The organism is Pedobacter sp. N36a (genome assembly GCF_014472395.1).
GTDB lineage: Bacteria > Bacteroidota > Bacteroidia > Sphingobacteriales > Sphingobacteriaceae > Pedobacter.
This window is the reverse complement of sequence record NZ_JACSZW010000022.1, coordinates 1-20,504: the sequence shown is the minus strand read 5'-3', so window position 1 is coordinate 20,504 and position 20,504 is coordinate 1. Positions and strand designations below refer to the sequence as shown.

Sequence of the window (20,504 nt, the reverse complement as noted above, 5' to 3'; positions counted from 1 at the left end):
CTCTTTAATGGCTTCAAGAACTACTTTGGTCTTGAAAACCGGACTGAATTTTCTACGCTCTTTTTTCATTTTTCAACTGTTAAATTTATGAATTTAATCAGCTGTCCAATATTTGGGGAGTATTATAATCTTTAGTACTCCCTACTGGAGTATCCACCTGGAAGGACTTAATCCATGCCATCTCATAACGTTTTTCTAGTTCTTCAACTTCGAATTTCTTTAATAATTCATTTTCAGTCATAACCTGTAAATTGTTTTTTTAATAAATCCCTTTTTTTTGCGTCGGCATCAGTCTCTTCCGTTTATTTTAAATTTAGTAATTTAAAATTAATTTATGTAAATAAATTAATTCTAATGTATCAACACCGATGCCTATATCTGCTAATTTTAGTTTTTGAACATCTGCATAAGAAAGTCCAGTATAACAACTGAACAAGAAGAAATCAGGTACCTGCTATAGCCTTGTAGTGGTGAATTGTTTTTCAGTGATCTTATGTAATTCACCCGCTGTTAAAAAATCACGTTGTACAGGTTTGGATTTTAAGATATGTCTAAAGAACGGATCAATATTGATCCATTGATATTTTCGGCAGATGCTAACGATCTTTTTGAGGTTTTTAAGGTGTTTATTTGCGGTGTTTGTGTCGTTTTCCTTAACCGTATGCAGGTAGAAGTCAAACCCGTCAATAGACTCGTGGTCTATGCTTTTTACATTGAAATCCTTTTTGGGATCAAGCGGAATTCTTGGGGAGAAGGAAATAAATTCTTTCTTTTGCATTCGTAAACCAAACGAAAATTTTCATTTTGAGTCAAGCCGAGCAAACCCTGATCAGTTTATTATTACCGGAAGGCATTCTGGATTATTTTGAATTAACGCAAGTAGAAAAAGAAGGTAAGATGTTGAATATCTACCTTGAAGAGAAAAATATAGCGTCTGATTGCTACCTAAGTAAAGACCTTGAGTCCAAAGGATTCTTTCCGGAGGTCAGTATTCAAGATTTCCCAATTCGTGGCCAGAAAGTTGCTTTATGTATTAAACGGCGTCGCTGGACAGTTAAAGACACAAACGGAATCATTAGCAGGGATTGGGATTTAGTAAGAAAGGGGGCACGAATGACAACGGAATTCGGTCTTTTTTTAAAAGGAATATTTGGATAATCACCCAATCAGCTGCTATCATCTAGGTCATTACTTTCAGATAGACGGCAAACAGCTGCAAGAACAATACAAAGAGCATATCAGTGATTACAATGGCTGGGAGCAGAAAGATCATGCAGATCAGTGGATGTTGTTCGTAAAGAATGTCAGTCTATATTTGAGTATCGACGAAACAGCTTTATCCAACGGCGAGCTCTATACCATCGTCACTAATAAAGCAGCAAAAGGGCGTAAAGGTGCGATTGTAGCGATGATCAAAGGAACAGTAGCTGAAGATATCATAAATGTACTGAAGAAAATTCCGGAAAGGCTTTGCAAAAAGGTACAGGAAGTCACCATGGATATGGCTGCAAACATGCAGTTGGCAATCAGGAGATGTTTTACCAATGCACATAGGGTTAACTATTGATCGTTTTCACGTTAAAAAGCTCGCTTATGATGCTGTACAGGAATGCAGGATCAAATATCGTTGGGAAGCTTTGGATGCAGAAAACGAAGCTATCAAACAAGCAAAAAAGAACCAAACCATATTCCATGGGGAGGTGCTTTCCAATGGAGATACGCTAAAACAACTACTAGCCAGAAGCAGATATTTGTTGTTTAAACACCACAGCAAATGGACCCAGGTTCAGCAGAATCGGGCAGAACTACTTTTTGAGCGCTATCCCGAGTTAAAAAAGGCTTATAAACTATCACTTAGATTAGGTGAAATATTCAAGGTATGTAAAAGCAAGGAGCAAGCGTTTAAAAGACTGGCATTGTGGTATAATGATGTGGAAGATTCTGCAATAGAAGCATTCAGAACAGTATCCAGATCCATACAGGCACATTATTTATCTATCCTAGATTTCTTTACCAACAGATCAACCAACGCGTCCGCTGAGTCATTCAATGCTAAAGTGAAGGCTTTCAGGGCTACTTCAAGAGGAGTGAGAGATGTCAAATTCTTACTGTTCAGACTTTCTAAAATCTATGCTTAAACTTCCTTCCCCCCAAGAATTCCGCTTGATCCGTGATTTATGGAATAAACTGTAGTTTTGGGTAAAAACAAAAAGCCTGCAATCATCTGATTTGCAGTCGTTTATACGTTTTGTTGCTATTTCTGGTGATCCCGCTGGGATTCGAACCCTTAGGGGAAATGCGCGTTTGTGCTATTTATCAAATATAATTTTAATTAGGGTACCTAACAATTCCACTCATCCATAATTCGGATGTAGAATATATTTGTGATGTCCAATTATTAAGTAATAACTTATATATTTGGTTATCAGCAAACTTTACATCTTGGAAACCGGTTTAAATATAGCGAAGGATTTGGAGCTTTTTGCCCTGTTAAAACAGGGAGACGAAGCTGCGTTTAAGCATATTTATGACCGTTACTGGCTCGTCCTCTTTCATACGGCCTATAAGCGGCTTCCTGATAAGGATAAGTGTGAAGATATTATTCAGAATGTATTTACAGATCTCTGGAACCGCAGGGCAGATCTGGAACTCAAAAATCCCCTGGCCTATTTGCATACTGCGGTGCGGTTCCAGGTGCTGAAAGCCATCAGCAGGGATTCCAGGCAAAATTATTTTGTAGATGTTTTTGAAACAGAAGTGATTTCCTCTTTGAAAGCAGATGGAGACTTACTGGAAAAAGAAGCCGTTAAAATTGTTGAACAGTTTATAAGGGCACTTCCTGCTAAACGCCGTACGATATTCATCATGCATTATGAGCAGGAACTTAGTACTGCAGAAATAGCTGCATTATTAAACATCTCCCAAAAAACGGTACAAAATCAATTGCTTTCTGCTTCTAATGGTTTAAGAATGAAACTGACACAATTGTTCTGTTCGGCGATGACCCTCTATTCATTGCTGGAAAAGTAATCCTGTAATTTCTTTTAAAAAATTTGAAGTTCCTTTTGGGAGATTTCTCTTTTTGCGGTACATATATAAAAACGCCATCATATGACCGCTTATAAACCCGGGGATGATATCCGGAAAATGATTGAAAAGTATATTGCCGGAACAGCCACTGAAGAAGAGATGAGATTTGTTGAGTTGTATTACGCTTATTCGGAAAAAAATACCGCCCCCGAACTTTCAGAGGAAGAGAAGGCCTTGAGCCATGCCCGGAATTTCGAAGAGATTCAAAGACAGATCAGGACGACACGCTCAGCCAGAAGGAGCAGGTTATGGTCCTATAAATATGCAGCAGCTGCGCTATTGATTCTAACTGCTCCAGTAGCTTATTTATCGCTTAAAAAACAAGATAAATTCCCGGGAAAAGGCCCTCTGGCCATACACGTAAACGATATTTTACCAGGGAGCAATAAAGCTTTATTGACGCTGGCCGACGGAACCAAAGTGGTACTCGATGATAAGGCGGCGGGGAAAGTAATAGAAATTCCCGGGCTAACTGTTACCAAAACAAAAAACGGACAGTTGGTGTATACTGTATCGGGTAAACAGGCGGCATCCCGAAAAATAGCCAGTAATACGGTTGCTACACCAAGAGGAGGGCAATATCAGGTTATTCTACCCGATGGCACCAGGGTCTGGTTAAATGCATCTTCTTCCTTAAGTTACCCTGAATTGTTCAGTGGAAACAAAAGAACTGTCCGGCTTACAGGGGAAGGGTATTTTGAAGTGGCTAAAAATAAGGCCATGCCTTTTCATGTGGAAACAGCTGCACAGGATGTGGAAGTGACCGGAACGCATTTTAATATTAATGCCTATATGGATGAACCTGCGCTGAAAACAACCCTTCTGGAGGGAAGCGTAAATGTGCATTATTCGGGGAAAACAAAAACGCTGCAGCCTGGACAACAATCCAGGGTATTTGGTGGTTCTCCGGAAATAAACATCGCAACGGTCAATACAGAAGAAGAAACGGCCTGGAAGAATGGCCTGTTTCAGTTTAGTAACGCCTCTCTTAAAAGCATTCTGAACCAGGTAGAGCGCTGGTATGACGTAAAGGTTGACTACAGTACTGTACCCAATAAACATTACAACGGTATGGTGCCGCGCAGTGCCGGACTTTCGGAAGTCCTTCATATGCTGGAAGTAACCGGTAACATCAGTTTTAAAATAGAAAAGAACAGGGAACTTAAGGTCATCACCCGGCAGGGCCCCTGATCTGATCACACTACAATAACCAACCAATCCATCAACAAACTAAATCGAATGTATGAAATTTTACCCTTCCGTAAAGCTAACCATTGTCTTGCTGGCTCTTTTCTGCACGCATCTCAGTGCCGCCGCTTTTTCGCAGCGCATCAGTTTAAATCAGCACAATGTACCACTGGAACAGGTTTTGAAAGAAATCAAACGTCAGACGGGGTATTTTTTTCTCTATGACCTGGACCTGATCCAGCAACAGTCCAAACCGGTTAACATTAAGGTCAGCAATGCTTCTATTGAAGATGTAATGGCCAAAACACTGCAATCACAGCCCTTCAGCTGGGAAATTAAAGAGCGGACCATTCTGATTAAACCAGTTTCTGCCGGGCCTGGTAAAAGTCTGAAAGAAAAAGGCATTGACATCAGAGGCAAAGTAATGGATGAAAATGGTACGGGCTTACCGGGTGCTTCTGTAAAGGTAAAAGGCAGTTCAATAGCTGCAATAACAGATCAGACCGGTAGTTTCAACCTTAAAAACGTGGAAGAAAATGCCCTGCTGCTGGTCTCTTATATAGGTTATTTGAGTCAGGAAGTCAGGGTACAGTCGCAGGTGCTGAATATCCAGCTTAAACCGGACGTTAGTACTTTAAGTGATGTGGTGATTACCGGCTACACCGCTTATTCCAGGAACCAGTCCACCAGTTCGGCCTCGCTGGTGACTGCCGATAAAATCAACCAGGTTCCGGGAATGACTGTAGATCAGATTCTGCAGGGCCGTGTACCGGGAATGAGTGTTATTTCTACTTCAGGTCAACCAGGCCAAAGCGCGTCGGTGGTGATCCGGGGTATTGGAAGTGTAAATGGTTCTTCCACGCCATTGTACATTCTGGATGGAGTGCCGATAGAAGGAAATTATTTCCAGACCATTAACCCCGAAGACATAGAGTCTGCAACGGTTTTAAAAGATGCATCTGCAAAAGCCTTATACGGATCAAGAGGATCTAACGGGGTGATTGTACTGACCACCAAAAAAGGTACGCCAGGAAGAGTTTCTGTGCAATACAATTCACAGTATGGTTTTTCCAACCTGAGCAGGCCAAATTTTACCATGATGAACACCGAGCAGCGTCTTCGCTTTGAAGAGGAGATCGGTTTAAATTACAGCCGCAATCTGGGGCCTGGCTGGACCTATTCTACTAAAAACCCGAGTTATACTTCAGGAACAGCTGCTTTCCGTCAGCGGGCAGATGCAATTCTGGATAGTTTAAAAGGGATCAATACCGACTGGAGAGATATTTTCTTTCAGAAAGGAAAATTTATGGAGCAGCAGGTCAGCATCAGTGGGGGGAATGAAGGGCTGCGTTTTTACAATTCCTTAAATTATTACAAGCAGGATGGAGTGGCCATAAGGACCGGTACAGAAAGGTATGCTTTAAGAAGTAACCTCGATTTTAAGGCAGATAAGTTTTCCGGAAGTGTAAATGTTTCGGCAGGGTATTCCAATTCCAGCTTTACTGAAGGGGAGGGGGGCACCGGAGCAGGTACAGCTATGGCCTCTGTGTATTATGCCTTACCTTATGAAAAACCTTATGCACCGGACGGCACGTTGATCCATCCGGGAAATGAATCCTCTTATTTTATTCTGGATCAGCGGGAAGGTAGCCAGGGATTGGAACGTTTGTTGAACTCATCCAATAAAACAGACCAGCTGAAAACGATCATTGGTACCAGTTTCAGTTATCAGGTCCTGCCGGAACTGAAAATCACGACCCGGGCCGGTATCGATTACCGGAACTCTACGGATGTATTGTACATCAATCCGGATTCCTATTATGGTTCCAGAAAAGTAGCCAATACCCTTGGCGGACAGGGTCGTTTTGATGAAGGAACACGGAGAAACTTTAATATTGTTTCTACCACGGGAATTACTTATGCCAAAGTGTTCAACCAGGTACATGACCTGGAAGTATCGGGCTTTTATGAATACCTCTATAACAATTTTAACAGTTTTGGTTTTACAGGTTATGGTATAGACGGCCGTTTGCCGGAAACCCCGGCTGGGGTGACCAATGGCAGCACTACCTTTTTACCTGTGGTGAGCGGTTCAAAAACCAGAAATGCCCTGGCTTCTTTTATGAGTGTGGCACGGTATACTTATGACGGTAAATACACCGTTTCCGGAAGTTACCGTTACGACGGCTCTACCAGGGTTGCCCCTGTAAATAAATGGCATGGCTTTTACTCCTTTGGAGGAAGCTGGGCGGCTAAAAAGGAAAATTTCCTGAAAGATGCAGGTTATATCTCCGACCTTCGCCTGAGGGCAAGTTACGGGATTACCGCGAGTCCTTTAAGCGGTGATTTTAATTACCTGGCTACTTTTGGTTCAACCTCTTATGGTGGTGTAAATGGGGTTAGGCCTTCAACACCAGGCAACCCGGGTTATGACTGGGAATATGTCAATGAATTCAATGCCGGTTTTGATCTGGGTTTATTTAGCAGTAACCGTTTGAGACTTACTTTTGATTATTACAACAGGGCAACCTCCAATATGTTCTTTAATCAGCCGCTTTCGGCAGTTGCCGGATATGACTCAGACGGAAGTATTCCGTTAAGCTCCGGAAAAATGAGAAACCGGGGTATGGAATTTGAGATCAGCGGCGATTTGATTAAAAACGATCAGCTGACCTGGAGTATCGGACTGAATGCAGGGTACAACAAAAATACCATTTTGTACCTGACCCCACTTACGGATGAATTACCGGATGGCGACAGCAGAGTGTTCAAGGTGGGCATGCCTTATGGAACTTATCTTGCCCCGCAATGGGCAGGTGTTAACCCGCAAACCGGGGAAGCGCAATACTACAATAAAGATGGTTCCATTACAACAGTCTACAATTCCAATTCGCAAAGTGTAACCAATTCAGGAAGCCTTTACCCGAAACTGACAGGAGGTTTTAACACGGCGTTAAACTGGAAAGGTTTTAGTGTCAATGCTTTGTTCTCTTTTGTGAGCGACGTGATGCGCTGGAACAATGAGGATTTTTACAATGAAAATCAGCGTTATGCAACCAGTAACCAATCGGTGAGGATGCTGGATAACCGCTGGAAACAACCAGGGGACAATGCCACTTTGCAACGCTTTGATATCCCAAGGAATTTTACCTCAAAGGATATTCAGGATGCTTCTTTCCTGCGTTTAAGGAATGTGAACATTGGTTATTCCCTTCCAAAAAGTGTATTGCAGAAAATTAAGTTCGTGAAGGGAGTAAAAATCTTTGTTCAGGGACAAAACTTATATACCTGGACCAAATGGAGAGGACTGGATCCGGAAAACAACAGTGTTTATGGAAGGTTTCAGTACCCTAATACCCGTACATATACCGCCGGACTTAATGTGAACCTATAATGCTAAAGATAATGAAACATCAATATAAAAAATACATCCTGTTGTTGCCAGCACTGATTTTAAGTGTTTCCTGTACCAAACTGGATTTAAAACCTACCGATACCTTAAGTCCTGAAAATGTTTACCGCAACATCAGTGACATCAATAAAGGACTGATTGGCGCTTATGCAGCAGCCGATTATGACATGAGTAGTTTATCCGCAACGGTGTCTGATGAAGCAACCTTTCCTACTGAAAATACGGTTGGAAACAGTGATGCTTTCCGTTGGCTGTATACAGCCAGCAATGGCTCGGTAACTTCTTTTTATTATACCTGTTACACAGGGATAGACCGGGCAAACCGGGCGCTGGCGGGTTTAGATGCCTTAAAGCTCAGTGGAGCAGACCTCAGTCTGGGAAACCAGTACCGGGCTGAACTTTTGGCGATAAAATCTTATTTCCATCTTGAATTGCTGCGGGCCTATGCCGCCAGCTATCAGACTGGTGCCCTGGGTGTGTCATACATGAAAACCTTTTCCATCAGCTATCCGGCAAGAGATCCTTTTGAGCTGGTTGTTGCCCAGGTCAAAGCGGATTTACTTGCTGCCAAAGCATTAATGCCTGCCGGATTGACCGATAAAAGCAGGATTACGGCCCCGGCCATTGCTGCGATACAGGCAAGACTTGCCTTATATGAAAAAAACTGGACGGATGCGATCCGCTATGCTACTGAAGTTATTAATGCAGCTCCGCTGGCAAGCAAGGCCCAATTTCCGGGTATTTGGACGGATGTCAATGACAATGAGGTCATCTGGAAACTCAAAAGAGCAGGAACAACCAATTCAAGGCTGGGTGATTTCTTTTATCGTCAAACAGGCGGAATTGTTTTGTATGCACCGGCACAAAAGCTGATTAATACTTTTGATAAAGTAAATGACATCCGTTATGCAGCGTATATTAAATTTGACCCCAGCCGTACCGGTACTAAATCTCAATACCTGGTTAATAAATACATTGGTGGAACTGCAACTGCACCAGGTTTAACGGATATTAAATTGTTCCGTACAGCAGAAATGTACCTGATCCGGGCAGAAGCAGAGGCCGAATCTACCGGAGATGCTGCAGGAGACCTTAATGCTTTGAGGGCAGCCAGGATCAATGGTTATACCAATGCGAGTTTCGCAGACAAAGCGGCATTAATTGATGCCATCTATTCCGAACGTTACAAAGAGCTTGCTTTTGAAGGTCACCGGTTTTATGATCTTAAACGGCGAAATTTACCTGTGCAACGCCTTGCTGAAGATGCGGCAAATGCTTCCGGTGCTGTACTCCTGATGCCGACTCAGGCACAATATTCCTTTCCAATCCCTGCTCAGGAAATGCAGATCAATAAAAACGCCATACAAAATCCAAATTATTAAACACGGGGAGCAATTTGTTGTGCTTCCCTTAAACGATATGTTATGAAACAACCAGTCCTGGTTTTACTCCTTTCCGTCTGGATCTCAGCAATGGGCTGCGGAAAGTCAAACGGTCCCGATCCTGCTGCCCCGGGAGGTGGCGGGACACCAGTTAATCCTGTAAAACGACGTCCGGCGTCCATTAACATTATTGGTGATACAGCTAATGTGAACAAAACCGTTACGGGCGGTATGGTCCTTATGGGCGGTGGGACAGATGTCGATGCAGCTTTCAAATGGATGATTGCACGCAGTGGAGGAGGAGACGTCGTGGTATTGCGGGCCACGGGTACAGATGCCTACAATCCATATATCAATTCACTGGGCAGTGTCAATTCGGTGGAAACCCTTAAAATTGACAGCAGGACATTGGCAGATAACGATACCGTTGCTTATATCATCCGGAATGCCGAAATGCTTTTTATTGCAGGCGGGGACCAGTCTGACTATATGAAATACTGGAAAGGTACCAAAACCGAAAAAGCGATCAATTACCTGCTTACTGAAAAGAAAGCGCCTGTTGGTGGAACCAGTGCGGGCTGTGCCATTTTAGGAGGGTTTTATTACAGCGGCGAAAATGGAAGTGTAACTTCGGAAGATGCCCTGCAGAATCCTTATCTTAAGTCTGTTAACCTGTATAATAATGACTTTTTGAAAGCACCGTATCTGCAGCAGGTGATCACAGACCAGCATTACCTGACCAGGGAAAGACAAGGCCGTTCGGCCATTTTTCTTGGCAGGATATTAAAAGACTGGAATATTGCTGCTAAAGCCATTGCTGCTGATGAACGTACGGCGGTTTGTATTGACGATAAAGGTATAGCCCAGGTTTATGGTGATTATTCCACCGCAAGACCTTATAGTTATGCTTATTTTATCAATACGGATGCTTCCAAAACGCCGGAGCAGTTTGAAGCGGGAAAAAAGGTGATCTGGAACCGCAACAACCAGGCCCTGGCCGTATATGAAATCCCGGCCTCGGTTAATGGGGGCGGTAATTTTAACGTAAGCACTTTTAACCTGGCAGAAGCCAGTGGAGGAAAGGCCTGGTGGTGGTGGATAGATAACGGAACATTAAATAAAAAAGAACAATGAGAACATTCAAATTTTGGGCTGTAGTATTACTGGCAGCCTGCAGCTTTTCCTTAAATGCCCAGCAAAAAAAATATGTAATGGTTATCCATGGCGGGGCGGGTACCATACTGAAAAAAAACATGACCCCCGAAAAGGAGGCCGCTTATACTGCGGCTTTAACCGCGGCTTTAAAAGCAGGTTATGCCGTCATTCAGTCTGGAAAGTCGAGCCTGGATGCTGTGGAAGCCAGCATCCATGTGATGGAAAATTCCCCCTTGTTTAATGCCGGAAAAGGTGCTGTGTTTACCCACGACGGGCGTAATGAACTGGATGCCTCCATTATGAACGGAAAAACACTGGAAGCAGGTGCTGTAGCCGGGGTGACCACGGTTAAAAATCCCATCAGTGCAGCAAGGGCTGTAATGGAAAAATCAGAACATGTAATGATGGTAGGTGAAGGGGCCGATAAATTTGCAAAAGATGCTGGTTTGGAAATTGTAGACCCTAAATACTTCTGGACAAAAGAACGCTGGGATGGTTTGCAGAAAGCCATACAGGAAGATTCTACAAAAGCCGTTCTGGACCACGGGAGTAAAAAATCCATGAAAATTGGTATCCGGAATCATGATAATAAATTTGGTACGGTAGGATGTGTGGCCCTGGATGAAGCAGGGGACCTCGCTGCGGGAACCTCAACGGGAGGCATGACCAATAAAAAATACGGACGTGTGGGTGATTCACCGATTATTGGTGCGGGTACTTATTGCAATAATGAAACTGCCGGTATTTCCTGTACGGGATGGGGAGAGTTTTACATCCGGAATGTAGTTGCAAAAACCATTTCCGACCTTATGGAATATAAAAACATGAGTGTTGCCGAAGCAGCTAAAATTGTACTAGATAAAGTAGGTAAAATGGGTGGTGATGGTGGTTTAATTGCCCTGGACAGGAAAGGCAATGTGACCATGCCTTTTAATACAGAGGGAATGTACCGGGGCACAGTGACCGCTGATGGTAAAATTGAAATTCAGATTTACAAATGATGAAGTGCCAAGGATTTTTAATACCTGTTAAAACAATTGTATGTGTTGTTTTGTGTTTATGTGCTGTACAGGTTGTTTCTGCACAAAATAAAGCTAAGGGCAGTTTATTTATTATAGGGGGCGGAAGCCGCTCTGAAGCATTGGTCAAACAACTGGTTTCCACTGCGGGACTGGGTTCAAAAGATTATATTATTGTATTGCCTATGGCAAGCGAACAACCTGATACAGGTTTTAAGTACATCTCTGAACAGCTCAAAAAAGAAACCACAGCACCGATCCGGAATTTTGATTTCAATCACCACAGCACCCAGGATAAAAAATGGACGGATTCCGTTGCCGGGGCTAAACTGATTTATATCCTTGGGGGCGACCAGAACAATTTTATGAAGGCAGTATTGAATACACCGGTATACACTGCAATCCATAGAGCTTATCAGAACGGGGCAACCATTGCCGGGACCAGTGCTGGTGCGGCGGTGATGAGTAAGTACATGATTACGGGCAAACAGCTGCAGGAGGAGAAATACAAAGAAACTTTTGATCGTTTGTGGTATCATAATATTGAGTTTTCTGAAGGTCTGGGTTTGTTGAAACAAACCATTATCGATCAGCATTTTCTGAAGCGCAACCGCTATAACCGCCTGATCTCTGCTTTGGCCGATAAGCCGGATTACATTTGCGTAGGGATTGATGAAAGTACCGCGATTATTGTCCGGGGCGATAGGGCCATTGTGGCTGGAGAAAGTCAGGTACTCCGTTTTGCCCGTCCGGAAAAGCCAGTTAAAGCTTCTGGGAAATTGATTTCTTTTAAAACACTTGAAATGGGGATATTCACTGCCGGCGACGTTATTCCAATAAAACCTTAATACAAAAAGATGAGTTTTTGAACGCTGCTGGTCTCTGGCAGCGTTTTTTTTTGCCTGGAGTCCTGACCTGAATTTTGATGCCCTCCGGAGTAGATTCTGAACTCAAATTTAACATGGAGTTCGTAAATCATCTGTAATATTGCTCCGCATGCTTATGCTGTTTCAGTGAGTAAGTCAACTTGCTACTATTAGATATACTAGATGTATCTGGATTGAGGTTCATTGTGGATAGTTGTGTATATTTGAAAATTAGCGGTAATTATGCAACGGATACAAAACCAGAAGTAAAGTCACAAATGCCATTTCCAATAGATATAAAATATATCACAGAAACAGAAAAAGAACTTGGAGTTATATTTCCTGACAGTTTCAAGGCGAAAATGATTAAAGAAAATGGAGGAGAGCTAATGACCGATGATGATAATGATTGGCAAATCTTCCCTTTTTTTGATAAATCCGACAAAAAAAGAATTAGCAGAACTTCCAATCACATTATTTCGGAAACCAAATACGCACGGTCGTGGGGTAACTTTCCAAGAAATGGAGTTGCAATCGCATCAAATGGTTCAGGAGACTTCCTGATACTATTACCAACAAAAAATGACAAAAAACTGAATGACGAAATTTTTACTTGGTTTCACGAAACTGGAAAAGTAGAAAAAGTAGCCAATAGTGTTGAAGAAATAAATTTCTCAATTTCCAGACCGATAGGTAAGACACAGGTTAAAAAGCGAAAACTTAACAGTTTAAAAACAGACTATGGATTTTGTTTAGACAAAGTTCCTTCACCTTGGAATTTGATTGAAACTATTGTGAACAACAACGCGGTTTACACTTTTCAAATTGGAAAAGGAACTGATTGCATCGTTAGTTTGGAAACTTCATTTCCTACACAACAACTTGAAAACGACAAATATTGGTTAGACTTGTGGATTAGCGAAACAGAATTAAATTTCAATCTGGAAGGCTTTATAGTTGAGCGATCAGAAGTAAAAAATTATTCTTGTATTGTTGTGAAATCAAAAAAGTGGACACCAGTTTTCTATTGGTTCAAAAGCAACCTGACAGACAAATGGTATTTAAGAATGAAAACAGGTAAAAGTAGGCATAATAGCGATTTTAATGAATTTATTAAACTTTTAGATAGTATTCGGATAGATAAACAGTAACAACCGCTTACACCAACTTGCGTCAGACACTCGATTAATAATAGCTTCTTCATTAGTTGATTACGTTGGATTCGGTGTGTAGATCTGATCTTTAAAACCACTCACCGAATCGCTCAATTTATTATGCGAATCGGTGTAAGTTTTGATACCCCCTGAAAAAACAAAAACCCTGCAAACATAATGTTAGCAGGGTTTTATACGTTTTGATGATGAATCTGGTGATCCCGCTGGGATTCACACCTAGTGTAAAAACCAGCGTTTATTCATTATCTGGGAGGTTTTGGAATTGGTACTCACCGAATCGCTCACTTTTATTTTGTACGTTTTGCTGCAAATGCTATGCAATAAAGATAATCTTTAATCTATAAAATTAAGTCAAAATTATTTTTTAGTTGTCCACTGTGTGAGATCAATTCAACAATATAATCTAGGTTACGTAAAATAGTCATTAGCTCTTCTTTTTCTGTTGTTGTATAAAATGAACGACATCAGTACAGCCTAAAAGTTATTGAACGTGTCTTGCTTTACCAAAACTTTCAATTTCATAATAGCGTACATTAAAAGCTTCAGAAGGCATCTTATTGCGCATTAATTTATAGAAGTTCTCATCATGTGAAGAAATCACAATCTGACGATCATACTTTGTGATCATAGTTCGTATGAGGTCGATAAATGAAAGTATATTAATGTCACTCAAATTTTGAATTGGATCATCCATAAATATCGTATCTATTTCGCCATTTCGCGTTTCAAATGCCTTGGCTAAGAAAATGCTAAGTGATAAAACATTTAGCTGTCCAGCACTTAAATATAAAGAAGGATCTAACTCTTCATCGTTACTTATGGCCTTGATATCTAAAATAGGGCCTTTATCTGTGACTTTAGGGTTGATTCTAATTTGATTCAGATGCGGATGGGGCTCTATTCTAGAGTAAATCTGGTTAATTACATCCTGATTAAAGTATTTATTTACTTCGCTATTAATATATCCTTCAGATGTATTCCGAGCTTCTCTTACTTTTGTCAATGCATCATCTAAAGGTTTGACTTGTGCACTCCATTCTTTTGCCTGTTCTTCCAAAGAATTCTTGGAAACGTTCTTTTCAACAACTTTCAAGTGGATAGATAAATCTTCAAGTTCTTTTACTTCCCTTTTGACACTATTAAGATATTTCTGAATTTCATCTAATTCCTTTTGAAAAAAATCCTCAGAAGGATCTAAGGAATCCGAAAATGACTTAAAGAGAGTCTTATAATTTGAAATTTTAAGTTGATTATCATTGATCTCATTTTGCTTGGCAAGGCGCAATCCTGGAATTTCTAATTCCGGAATCTGGACAGGGAACAAGTTTATAAGATTTTGAATTTTCACTATTTGGGTAATGTTATTTTCCTTTTCACTAAGAGAAGTAGCCAGGTGCTCCCTAATCTCAGTAAGACTGCTTTCCAATGTAGCTTTGTAAAAGGAATCTTTAGGCAATTCTAAATTTGCCATAATTTGTTCTGCTTCTACCAGGAGAGGGTCAGCACGTAAAATAGCAATTGTATTGTCAGCAGTGGAGACCTTATTTCTTAATATTGAAATGTTGTTTTCAATTGATGAGATAGTATGAGATTTATATTTTATAATATTTTCCAATCTTAAGCACCTCAAACGGTTTTCAGATAATTTCAGCTGCATGCCTGATTTGATTTTGTCAAAATCAAGCTCCTGCTGAATATTTGTTTCCAGTAACTGAGGTTGCAGATTAGATAGACTCTTAATTGCTGTTCGTTCCGAATGGAGCACAGCATTTTCGGTACTACTTATCTCATTTGAAGTCTTGTTGCGAGCTGTCTGAAAATCAGAAATTTCTCTTTCACAAATTCCAAGTTCAGATTGGATATAGTCGTTAATTGCTTTGTTTGAAAATGCAAGTTTCTCTTCAAGATCTTTTTCCGCACCCAATGCATCATCAAGGTAGGACTTTAGTTTTTCCGTAGCACTATTTGCAGTCTTTTGTTCTTCGATCTTGGCTATCAAACTTGAAACCTCCTTAAAATCTGTTGCGCATAATGGGCAGTGGTCTGCGTCAGTAGTCTTTACATATTCTTCCCCCCATGTTAACAGCCTTTCGAAGGTCTCATCCAAAGTTGAAGATTTGGTAAGATCAGATTGAAGCTTTTCAATCGTGACCTTATTTCTAAGGATTGATCCGACAATTTCATTTCTGACTTTTATCTCTTTGGAAAATTCTTTGATATCTGCCTCTGGTAAAATTTCATTATTTCGCTTTTCTGCTATTGATTGTAGTAGCTTTCTTCTGTGAATTTTACTATTTATTTCAACTTCTTTCTTGGTAAGAACATCTTTTAATTCACTGAGATTTTTAGAATGCTTATCTTTTTCCGAAATCCAAAATCTGTAATTTTCCAGTTCGGCATCCCAAGCCGTTAAGCTTTGATCCAAGATGTCCCTCTGCATATGCCAGGTCGTTAGCGTTTCTTGTAGGGCAATTGCGGATGAGCGGTAACCTTTTAGAACGTTGAAATATTTATCAATTCCTTGAAGGCAATCCTGAACAATTTGCTGTTGCTCAAGGATTCTTTTATAAATAGCATCTACATCATTTACTAATTCTAATAGACGAGTAAGTTTTTGTTGCGAGTTTACTATAGAGGAATGATTAGTATCTAAAATTTTACCAGAATCACCGTATGACCTTAGGTCAGTGTATAATTTCGCGAGGTTAGACAATTTCTCAAGGGAATCTGCTAATATAGGAACATTCGCTAGCCACTGTAAATAGTCTTTTAAATCTTCAAATAGGTTGATTAGTATTTCAATTTGTTTCTCGGTCTGCTGCTCGATTAGCTTGCCACGTTCGATGTAGGTCTGTGTTGTAGTTAAAACAACCTGATATGTTTCTTTATTGACATTGGTTGTAAGTTCTTCGATTTTAAATCCTGTTTTTGACTTACCAATCAGGTCTTTGATGGCAGTATTTAGTGGAGCTATCTGATCTTCCGCATTAAGGAATTGGCTAATTTTTCGTTCAGCATCTTCAATATTTGCAGCTAACTCATTTTTTTCCAATACCAGCATGTTTAGATAGCTATCTACATCACGGAGTATCGAAAGTGCATTTTCACCTTCTGGCCAGAAATTTTGTAATTGAAAAAAACGTTCATCTGGTTTTGTGTGGCGTAAAAATTCATCTATTTGATCTTGGGTAAGGATATTTGTCTTTACCAACTTATCTAGCACCCCTTGACTATAATCAGAATTTAGATTACTTATAGTGCGATAATCATATTTATAATTGACGTTGTTCCCTTTGCGCTCTGTGGCTGTGCGCTCAATGATCTTTTCATCTGTTGTACTTATTTTTACGGCACCACTTTTTCCATTTTTGAAACTCTGCCTGTTGGTCAGCAGTATTTTGTCACCACTTGAATAGTCCCTACGGTTTATTTCCTGCCCGAGTACATCAGTTTCAAAGCGTCTGATCTTACTCGCATAGCACCATTCTACAGCATCGAAAAAAGATGTTTTACCATAGCCATTTGGTGCATAAATGACCATAAGATTGGAAATGGAATCAGCACCAGAAAAACTAAATTCCTGTCTTCCGTTATATATTCGAAAGTCGTCTATCTGGATGTTTTTAATTTTGCTCATTAATTAACAGATTAATTAGTGTTTGTAAATTATCCCTATTGCTCATTAATCCGATTGTCCTTCTTGCAGCTGCAACTTGCGGATGGTCAGTTTTGATTAATTGCTCAAGTCGGTCAGAGGAGGCCTCGCGCTCGGGAATTTCAATATCTATTAATGTCTTTCCGATCAAGGCCATTACGTAATCGTCATTTATTTCATTGTCACCTGTGTAGCACACCATTTTACGGGCAGAAAATTTATCTTGGAGGATGATCTGTTTAATTTCCTCTGGAACCTGTTCTTTAACTAGGTACAACAAATATAAATTCCAACGTTCTCCTCCATTTTGTAATGTTCTGCTTTGGAAACTTATAGCCACGTGGTCGCGCAGTTCCTTATAATGTTCCTGTAGGTCTTGGACCGTTTCAAAAATTATAGAGAAAAGGTGCAAGTTAATGTTCCCGGATGGGGTTTGCCAGCACTGTATTCCTGGCTTTTTAAAAAAATCATCAAATTTAGAAAGATCGTCTAATGTTTGGTGGGAATTAACTAATTGCATCGGTAAAAATTTTGATTAGGTTATTTGTTGCTTCTAAAATTGACTGGCTTCCTGCAACTTTGGATGTTAGCTCTGAAAAACTTAAAACGCCATAATCAATTGATCCTGCGACGTTTACTCCTGCGTCAGTTGGACTTGCTATATCAAAAACAATTTTTTTCTTTTCTTCATTTGTAAATGGCTGTAAACCGAACATCGGATTATGCGAATGGAAAACATGGCAATGATTGTGCTGTAATTCACCGGCTGCTGATTTGTCCAAAAGGTGTTGTCTAGCTATAGAAAAATAGGCTTTTTCTTCCGTAAAAAAGAACTGAAGGGTTAAGTTTATATCCTGTTTGATTATGGTTTCAACCTCGGGAACAAATTTCGATACTTCAGTTTTTGGCAGAGAAATATAAACAGCATTAATATCTGAATATTCACCTTTTAGCAATTGGACATAACTTAGAAACTCTAACCAGGTTCTCCATAGCTCCTTATTTAGAACGGTCTGGCTTTTTAAGTATCCTATAATCTCCTTCATAGTTCCCGCGCGTTCGGGAACCATCAGTTTTCCAGTTAATAGGGATGTAATCTTTTGTGGAGAAGTGTTTTTTGCGACCACTTTTGCATTTGCTACTCCAAGTCCCTTAAATGGATCAGAAACATATTGGAAGGCATCGGGCAAGTAGTTCGTAAAATCATCTAGCTCATCAGCCTTGACATTGATATTGTTCCTTATTAAAAAGTTCTCTGCCTTTTTAATACTTACAGAGCATAAGTTGTTGGTATCCTTATAACGTAATATTGAAGTAATCTCTTCTTTTGTATTGATAACACCAGAGCCGGAAAACCCTTTATAATTGCTTATCAGAGTAATACCTGGAGTTGCGAGTATAAGATCATGTTTATGTTCAATGTTTATAATGTTAAAAATCGTACCTGTTAATTTTGAGCCAACTTTTAGCCCCTCATCTGTTGCTGGGAAACCGAAAGCAGACCATTCAGCGGTTAATAATGGTTCTTCACTGCAAAGAGTTGCTATATTTTCTGAAACATATTCTTCAGTAACTAAGATAGCAAGATCATTTATTGTGCAGTGATCCTTTACATTTACTGCAAGTTTTGTCTTTTCCCGGTTCTGTATATGAAATGTTTTGTCAAGGAAATCTTCAACCACATGCAGTGACGTTAGGAGATAACTTCCATCGACAAAAAAAGCTGTACCATTAGCAACACCATTATCATCTAGTACTTTCCATGTACAATTTTCTAAGTTACTTGTATCTATCACGGAAGCTCAATTAGGTTGTTAACTTCAACGGTATAATTAAAGTGTTCCATTAGTGCCTTATCAAAAATACCTGCCAAATGTTTTGGATAATAATTAAACACAATTTTTCTGCTGGTAATTGTTCCACGGAGAGGTCTACTTATAATGAAGGCAACTGTCTCTATATCGGGGTGGACATGAGATGGATGACCTCCATTTGTAGATATGAGGTAAATCGGACTGTCTATATATTCATATAGTTCTTTTGGATTATTGCCTAAACTACCGTGGTGGCCAACTTTAATTGCATCGAAATAAAGAACGTCCTCATCAGGATAGGTAGCGTTTAGTTGTTTGATTATTGGTTCTGCATGTGCATCTGCAAGCATAAGAATTTTTTTTTCATCAGCCTCTAAAACAAATGAAATAGAGCTTCCGTTCCCAATTGCCTTATCCGCCTTGTATCTGGTGTTTTTTACAAAAGATTGAATTATATCAGGAGTAATAGAAGATACTGCTGATCCACTGATGTTACCTATATAGCCTTCAATATCTTTTTTTGCTATTGCTTTGATAAATAATTCGAAGGCGTCATCAATAAGTTCCGTATCTGATAGTTTTACTCCCATTTCTTTTAGTCCCTTTTTAAATTCATCCTCTAACGCTGTCAATTGATGTTTAGTGGGGCCTAAAATTTTACATATTACACCTTCTTTTATAATTACTTCAGTTTTGTGTTCAATACAGACTGCCTTTCCTTCAAAATCCTTATTCCAGCAATAGCTTCCTGAGTATAGTTCCCTTCCAAGTTTAGATGCTTGTTTAGCGCCTATTTCTGATTCTTGTGAAATAACGTCAGAATTTTGAACAGCAATAAAGTTTTTTAATAAAACTTCTTGCTCATCATCTAAAGGCGGGAGATCTCTTTTATCAAACTGTAAATGTCTATAAGCATTAAGCCAAACCTGCTCAATTTCAATTATCTTAGGACTGGAAGATGATCCATTATCTTTTATAAATTTTGCTGCGCTTCTTATATGATCATCATCATAGTGTGTAATAATGAAACGGTCAATACGTTTTCCGTCAGCATGAAATTGCTCTAGTAAGGGAAGTAATTCAGAAGTGAAATTGTAGCCGCAGTCTATTAGTATATTCGTATTAGCCTGCTTTTCGCTTTTCGGTATGTTTATTAAAATAGTATCGCCATAAAGTACCGGCAATAGATGAATTGTGAGCATTAACGTATGGTTAAAATTTCTGATAAATGTATAAATATATTAGTGTTTAAACAATTTTTATTGCGTAGTCTGGTTATTATTCGATGGTAGACCTGCTATTCAGAAGCCCTATTTCTAATCTTTTGACTTTATGTAGCAAAGAGTTTAAAAATAGGTCAACCATCTAAACAGATATGTTAGTTCATTTTGGTTAAAGTTAAGATTCTTTAAGCGTCACCCGTTACGGTTTCCAGTAGTGTAAAAAATATTAGAAGATACGCTAGAGATTAAAATGATAAACTCCAACTATCAATAATGTCACCACCTTTATATTTTTCAAAAAGACAGTTGCGTTTTTTACGGTCGATTTCCATATATATTCCAATGATGTAATTACTAACATGTTCAACATTGAGAGTTCCGTCAGTTGAATATACCTCTATAATACTCCCCAAATATTGGACAGCTGATTAAATTCATAAATTTAACAGTTGAAAAATGAAAAAAGAGCGTAGAAAATTCAGTCCGGTTTTCAAGACCAAAGTAGTTCTTGAAGCCATTAAAGAG

General features: G+C 39.7%; 16 protein-coding genes. 11 read left to right on the top strand and 5 right to left on the bottom strand.

The window, feature by feature from the left end:
* Positions 1-454: 454 nt before the first annotated feature.
* Positions 455-778 carry a phage integrase SAM-like domain-containing protein gene (locus H9X96_RS22060; protein ID WP_187668367.1) on the bottom strand — a complete coding sequence of 108 codons (324 nt, stop codon included), beginning with the start codon at positions 776-778 and terminating at the stop codon, positions 455-457.
* Positions 779-804: 26 nt separating this feature from the next.
* On the opposite strand from H9X96_RS22060, the gene H9X96_RS22055 reads away from it, so the two are divergent.
* The 11 genes from H9X96_RS22055 to H9X96_RS22010 all read left to right on the top strand — a co-directional run bounded on the left by H9X96_RS22055 (position 805) and on the right by H9X96_RS22010 (position 13,263).
* Positions 805-1,158, top strand: a complete 354-nt coding sequence (locus H9X96_RS22055; protein WP_187668366.1) for a transposase — start codon at positions 805-807, stop codon at positions 1,156-1,158.
* Positions 1,151-1,567, top strand: coding sequence for a transposase (locus tag H9X96_RS23025; RefSeq protein ID WP_255431212.1), 417 nt, complete (start codon positions 1,151-1,153; stop codon positions 1,565-1,567). Before H9X96_RS22055 ends, H9X96_RS23025 begins: the two co-directional genes overlap by 8 nt.
* Positions 1,545-2,138, top strand: a complete 594-nt coding sequence (locus tag H9X96_RS23020) for a transposase (protein WP_255431211.1) — start codon at positions 1,545-1,547, stop codon at positions 2,136-2,138. The genes H9X96_RS23025 and H9X96_RS23020 overlap by 23 nt, the downstream gene beginning before the upstream one ends.
* Positions 2,139-2,442: 304 nt before the next feature.
* Positions 2,443-3,030 (top strand): RNA polymerase sigma factor, encoded by a 588-nt coding sequence (locus tag H9X96_RS22045; RefSeq protein ID WP_187668365.1) that lies wholly within the window; start codon positions 2,443-2,445, stop codon positions 3,028-3,030.
* Positions 3,031-3,111: 81 nt separating this feature from the next.
* Entirely contained in the window at positions 3,112-4,281 is a 1,170-nt protein-coding gene (locus H9X96_RS22040; protein ID WP_187668364.1) for a FecR family protein, read from the top strand.
* A gap of 52 nt (positions 4,282-4,333) precedes the next feature.
* A complete protein-coding gene (locus H9X96_RS22035; protein ID WP_187668363.1) occupies positions 4,334-7,672 on the top strand; it encodes a TonB-dependent receptor in 3,339 nt (1,112 codons plus the stop codon).
* Positions 7,673-7,683: 11 nt separating this feature from the next.
* The gene (locus H9X96_RS22030) at positions 7,684-9,072 is read left to right on the top strand and encodes a RagB/SusD family nutrient uptake outer membrane protein (RefSeq protein ID WP_187668362.1); all 1,389 of its coding nucleotides are present in this window, start codon (positions 7,684-7,686) and stop codon (positions 9,070-9,072) included.
* A 42-nt stretch (positions 9,073-9,114) separates the two neighbouring features.
* Positions 9,115-10,206: a cyanophycinase gene (locus H9X96_RS22025; RefSeq protein ID WP_187668361.1), complete on the top strand. Its 1,092-nt coding sequence runs from the start codon at positions 9,115-9,117 to the stop codon at positions 10,204-10,206.
* Entirely contained in the window at positions 10,203-11,228 is a 1,026-nt protein-coding gene (locus H9X96_RS22020; protein ID WP_187668360.1) for an isoaspartyl peptidase/L-asparaginase family protein, read from the top strand. The genes H9X96_RS22025 and H9X96_RS22020 overlap by 4 nt, the downstream gene beginning before the upstream one ends.
* A complete protein-coding gene (locus H9X96_RS22015; RefSeq protein ID WP_255431210.1) occupies positions 11,225-12,094 on the top strand; it encodes a cyanophycinase in 870 nt (289 codons plus the stop codon). Before H9X96_RS22020 ends, H9X96_RS22015 begins: the two co-directional genes overlap by 4 nt.
* 242 nt (positions 12,095-12,336) lie before the next feature.
* Positions 12,337-13,263: an SMI1/KNR4 family protein gene (locus H9X96_RS22010; protein ID WP_222943965.1), complete on the top strand. Its 927-nt coding sequence runs from the start codon at positions 12,337-12,339 to the stop codon at positions 13,261-13,263.
* A 505-nt stretch (positions 13,264-13,768) separates the two neighbouring features.
* On the opposite strand, the gene H9X96_RS22005 is transcribed toward H9X96_RS22010, so the two are convergent.
* From H9X96_RS22005 to H9X96_RS21990, 4 genes are read right to left on the bottom strand one after another with little or no spacing between them, the layout of a single operon-like run.
* Positions 13,769-16,924 (bottom strand): AAA family ATPase, encoded by a 3,156-nt coding sequence (locus H9X96_RS22005; protein WP_187668359.1) that lies wholly within the window; start codon positions 16,922-16,924, stop codon positions 13,769-13,771.
* Positions 16,911-17,462, bottom strand: a complete 552-nt coding sequence (locus H9X96_RS22000; RefSeq protein WP_187668358.1) for an ABC-three component system middle component 1 — start codon at positions 17,460-17,462, stop codon at positions 16,911-16,913. Before H9X96_RS22000 ends, H9X96_RS22005 begins: the two co-directional genes overlap by 14 nt.
* Positions 17,449-18,738, bottom strand: a complete 1,290-nt coding sequence (locus H9X96_RS21995) for a serine protease (protein ID WP_187668357.1) — start codon at positions 18,736-18,738, stop codon at positions 17,449-17,451. The genes H9X96_RS22000 and H9X96_RS21995 overlap by 14 nt, the downstream gene beginning before the upstream one ends.
* A complete protein-coding gene (locus H9X96_RS21990; RefSeq protein ID WP_187668356.1) occupies positions 18,735-19,958 on the bottom strand; it encodes an MBL fold metallo-hydrolase in 1,224 nt (407 codons plus the stop codon). The genes H9X96_RS21995 and H9X96_RS21990 overlap by 4 nt, the downstream gene beginning before the upstream one ends.
* Positions 19,959-20,504 lie beyond the last annotated feature (546 nt).

Coding starts and splice junctions, on each gene's coding strand:
- H9X96_RS22035 (WP_187668363.1), top strand. CDS start 4,334: ATGAAATTTTACCCTTCCGTAAAGCTAACCATTGTCTTGCTGGCTCTT.
- H9X96_RS22025 (WP_187668361.1), top strand. CDS start 9,115: ATGAAACAACCAGTCCTGGTTTTACTCCTTTCCGTCTGGATCTCAGCA.
- H9X96_RS22030 (WP_187668362.1), top strand. CDS start 7,684: ATGAAACATCAATATAAAAAATACATCCTGTTGTTGCCAGCACTGATT.
- H9X96_RS22005 (WP_187668359.1), bottom strand. CDS start 16,924: ATGAGCAAAATTAAAAACATCCAGATAGACGACTTTCGAATATATAAC.
- H9X96_RS22040 (WP_187668364.1), top strand. CDS start 3,112: ATGACCGCTTATAAACCCGGGGATGATATCCGGAAAATGATTGAAAAG.
- H9X96_RS22000 (WP_187668358.1), bottom strand. CDS start 17,462: ATGCAATTAGTTAATTCCCACCAAACATTAGACGATCTTTCTAAATTT.
- H9X96_RS22015 (WP_255431210.1), top strand. CDS start 11,225: ATGATGAAGTGCCAAGGATTTTTAATACCTGTTAAAACAATTGTATGT.
- H9X96_RS22020 (WP_187668360.1), top strand. CDS start 10,203: ATGAGAACATTCAAATTTTGGGCTGTAGTATTACTGGCAGCCTGCAGC.
- H9X96_RS22060 (WP_187668367.1), bottom strand. CDS start 778: ATGCAAAAGAAAGAATTTATTTCCTTCTCCCCAAGAATTCCGCTTGAT.
- H9X96_RS21990 (WP_187668356.1), bottom strand. CDS start 19,958: ATGCTCACAATTCATCTATTGCCGGTACTTTATGGCGATACTATTTTA.
- H9X96_RS23020 (WP_255431211.1), top strand. CDS start 1,545: ATGCACATAGGGTTAACTATTGATCGTTTTCACGTTAAAAAGCTCGCT.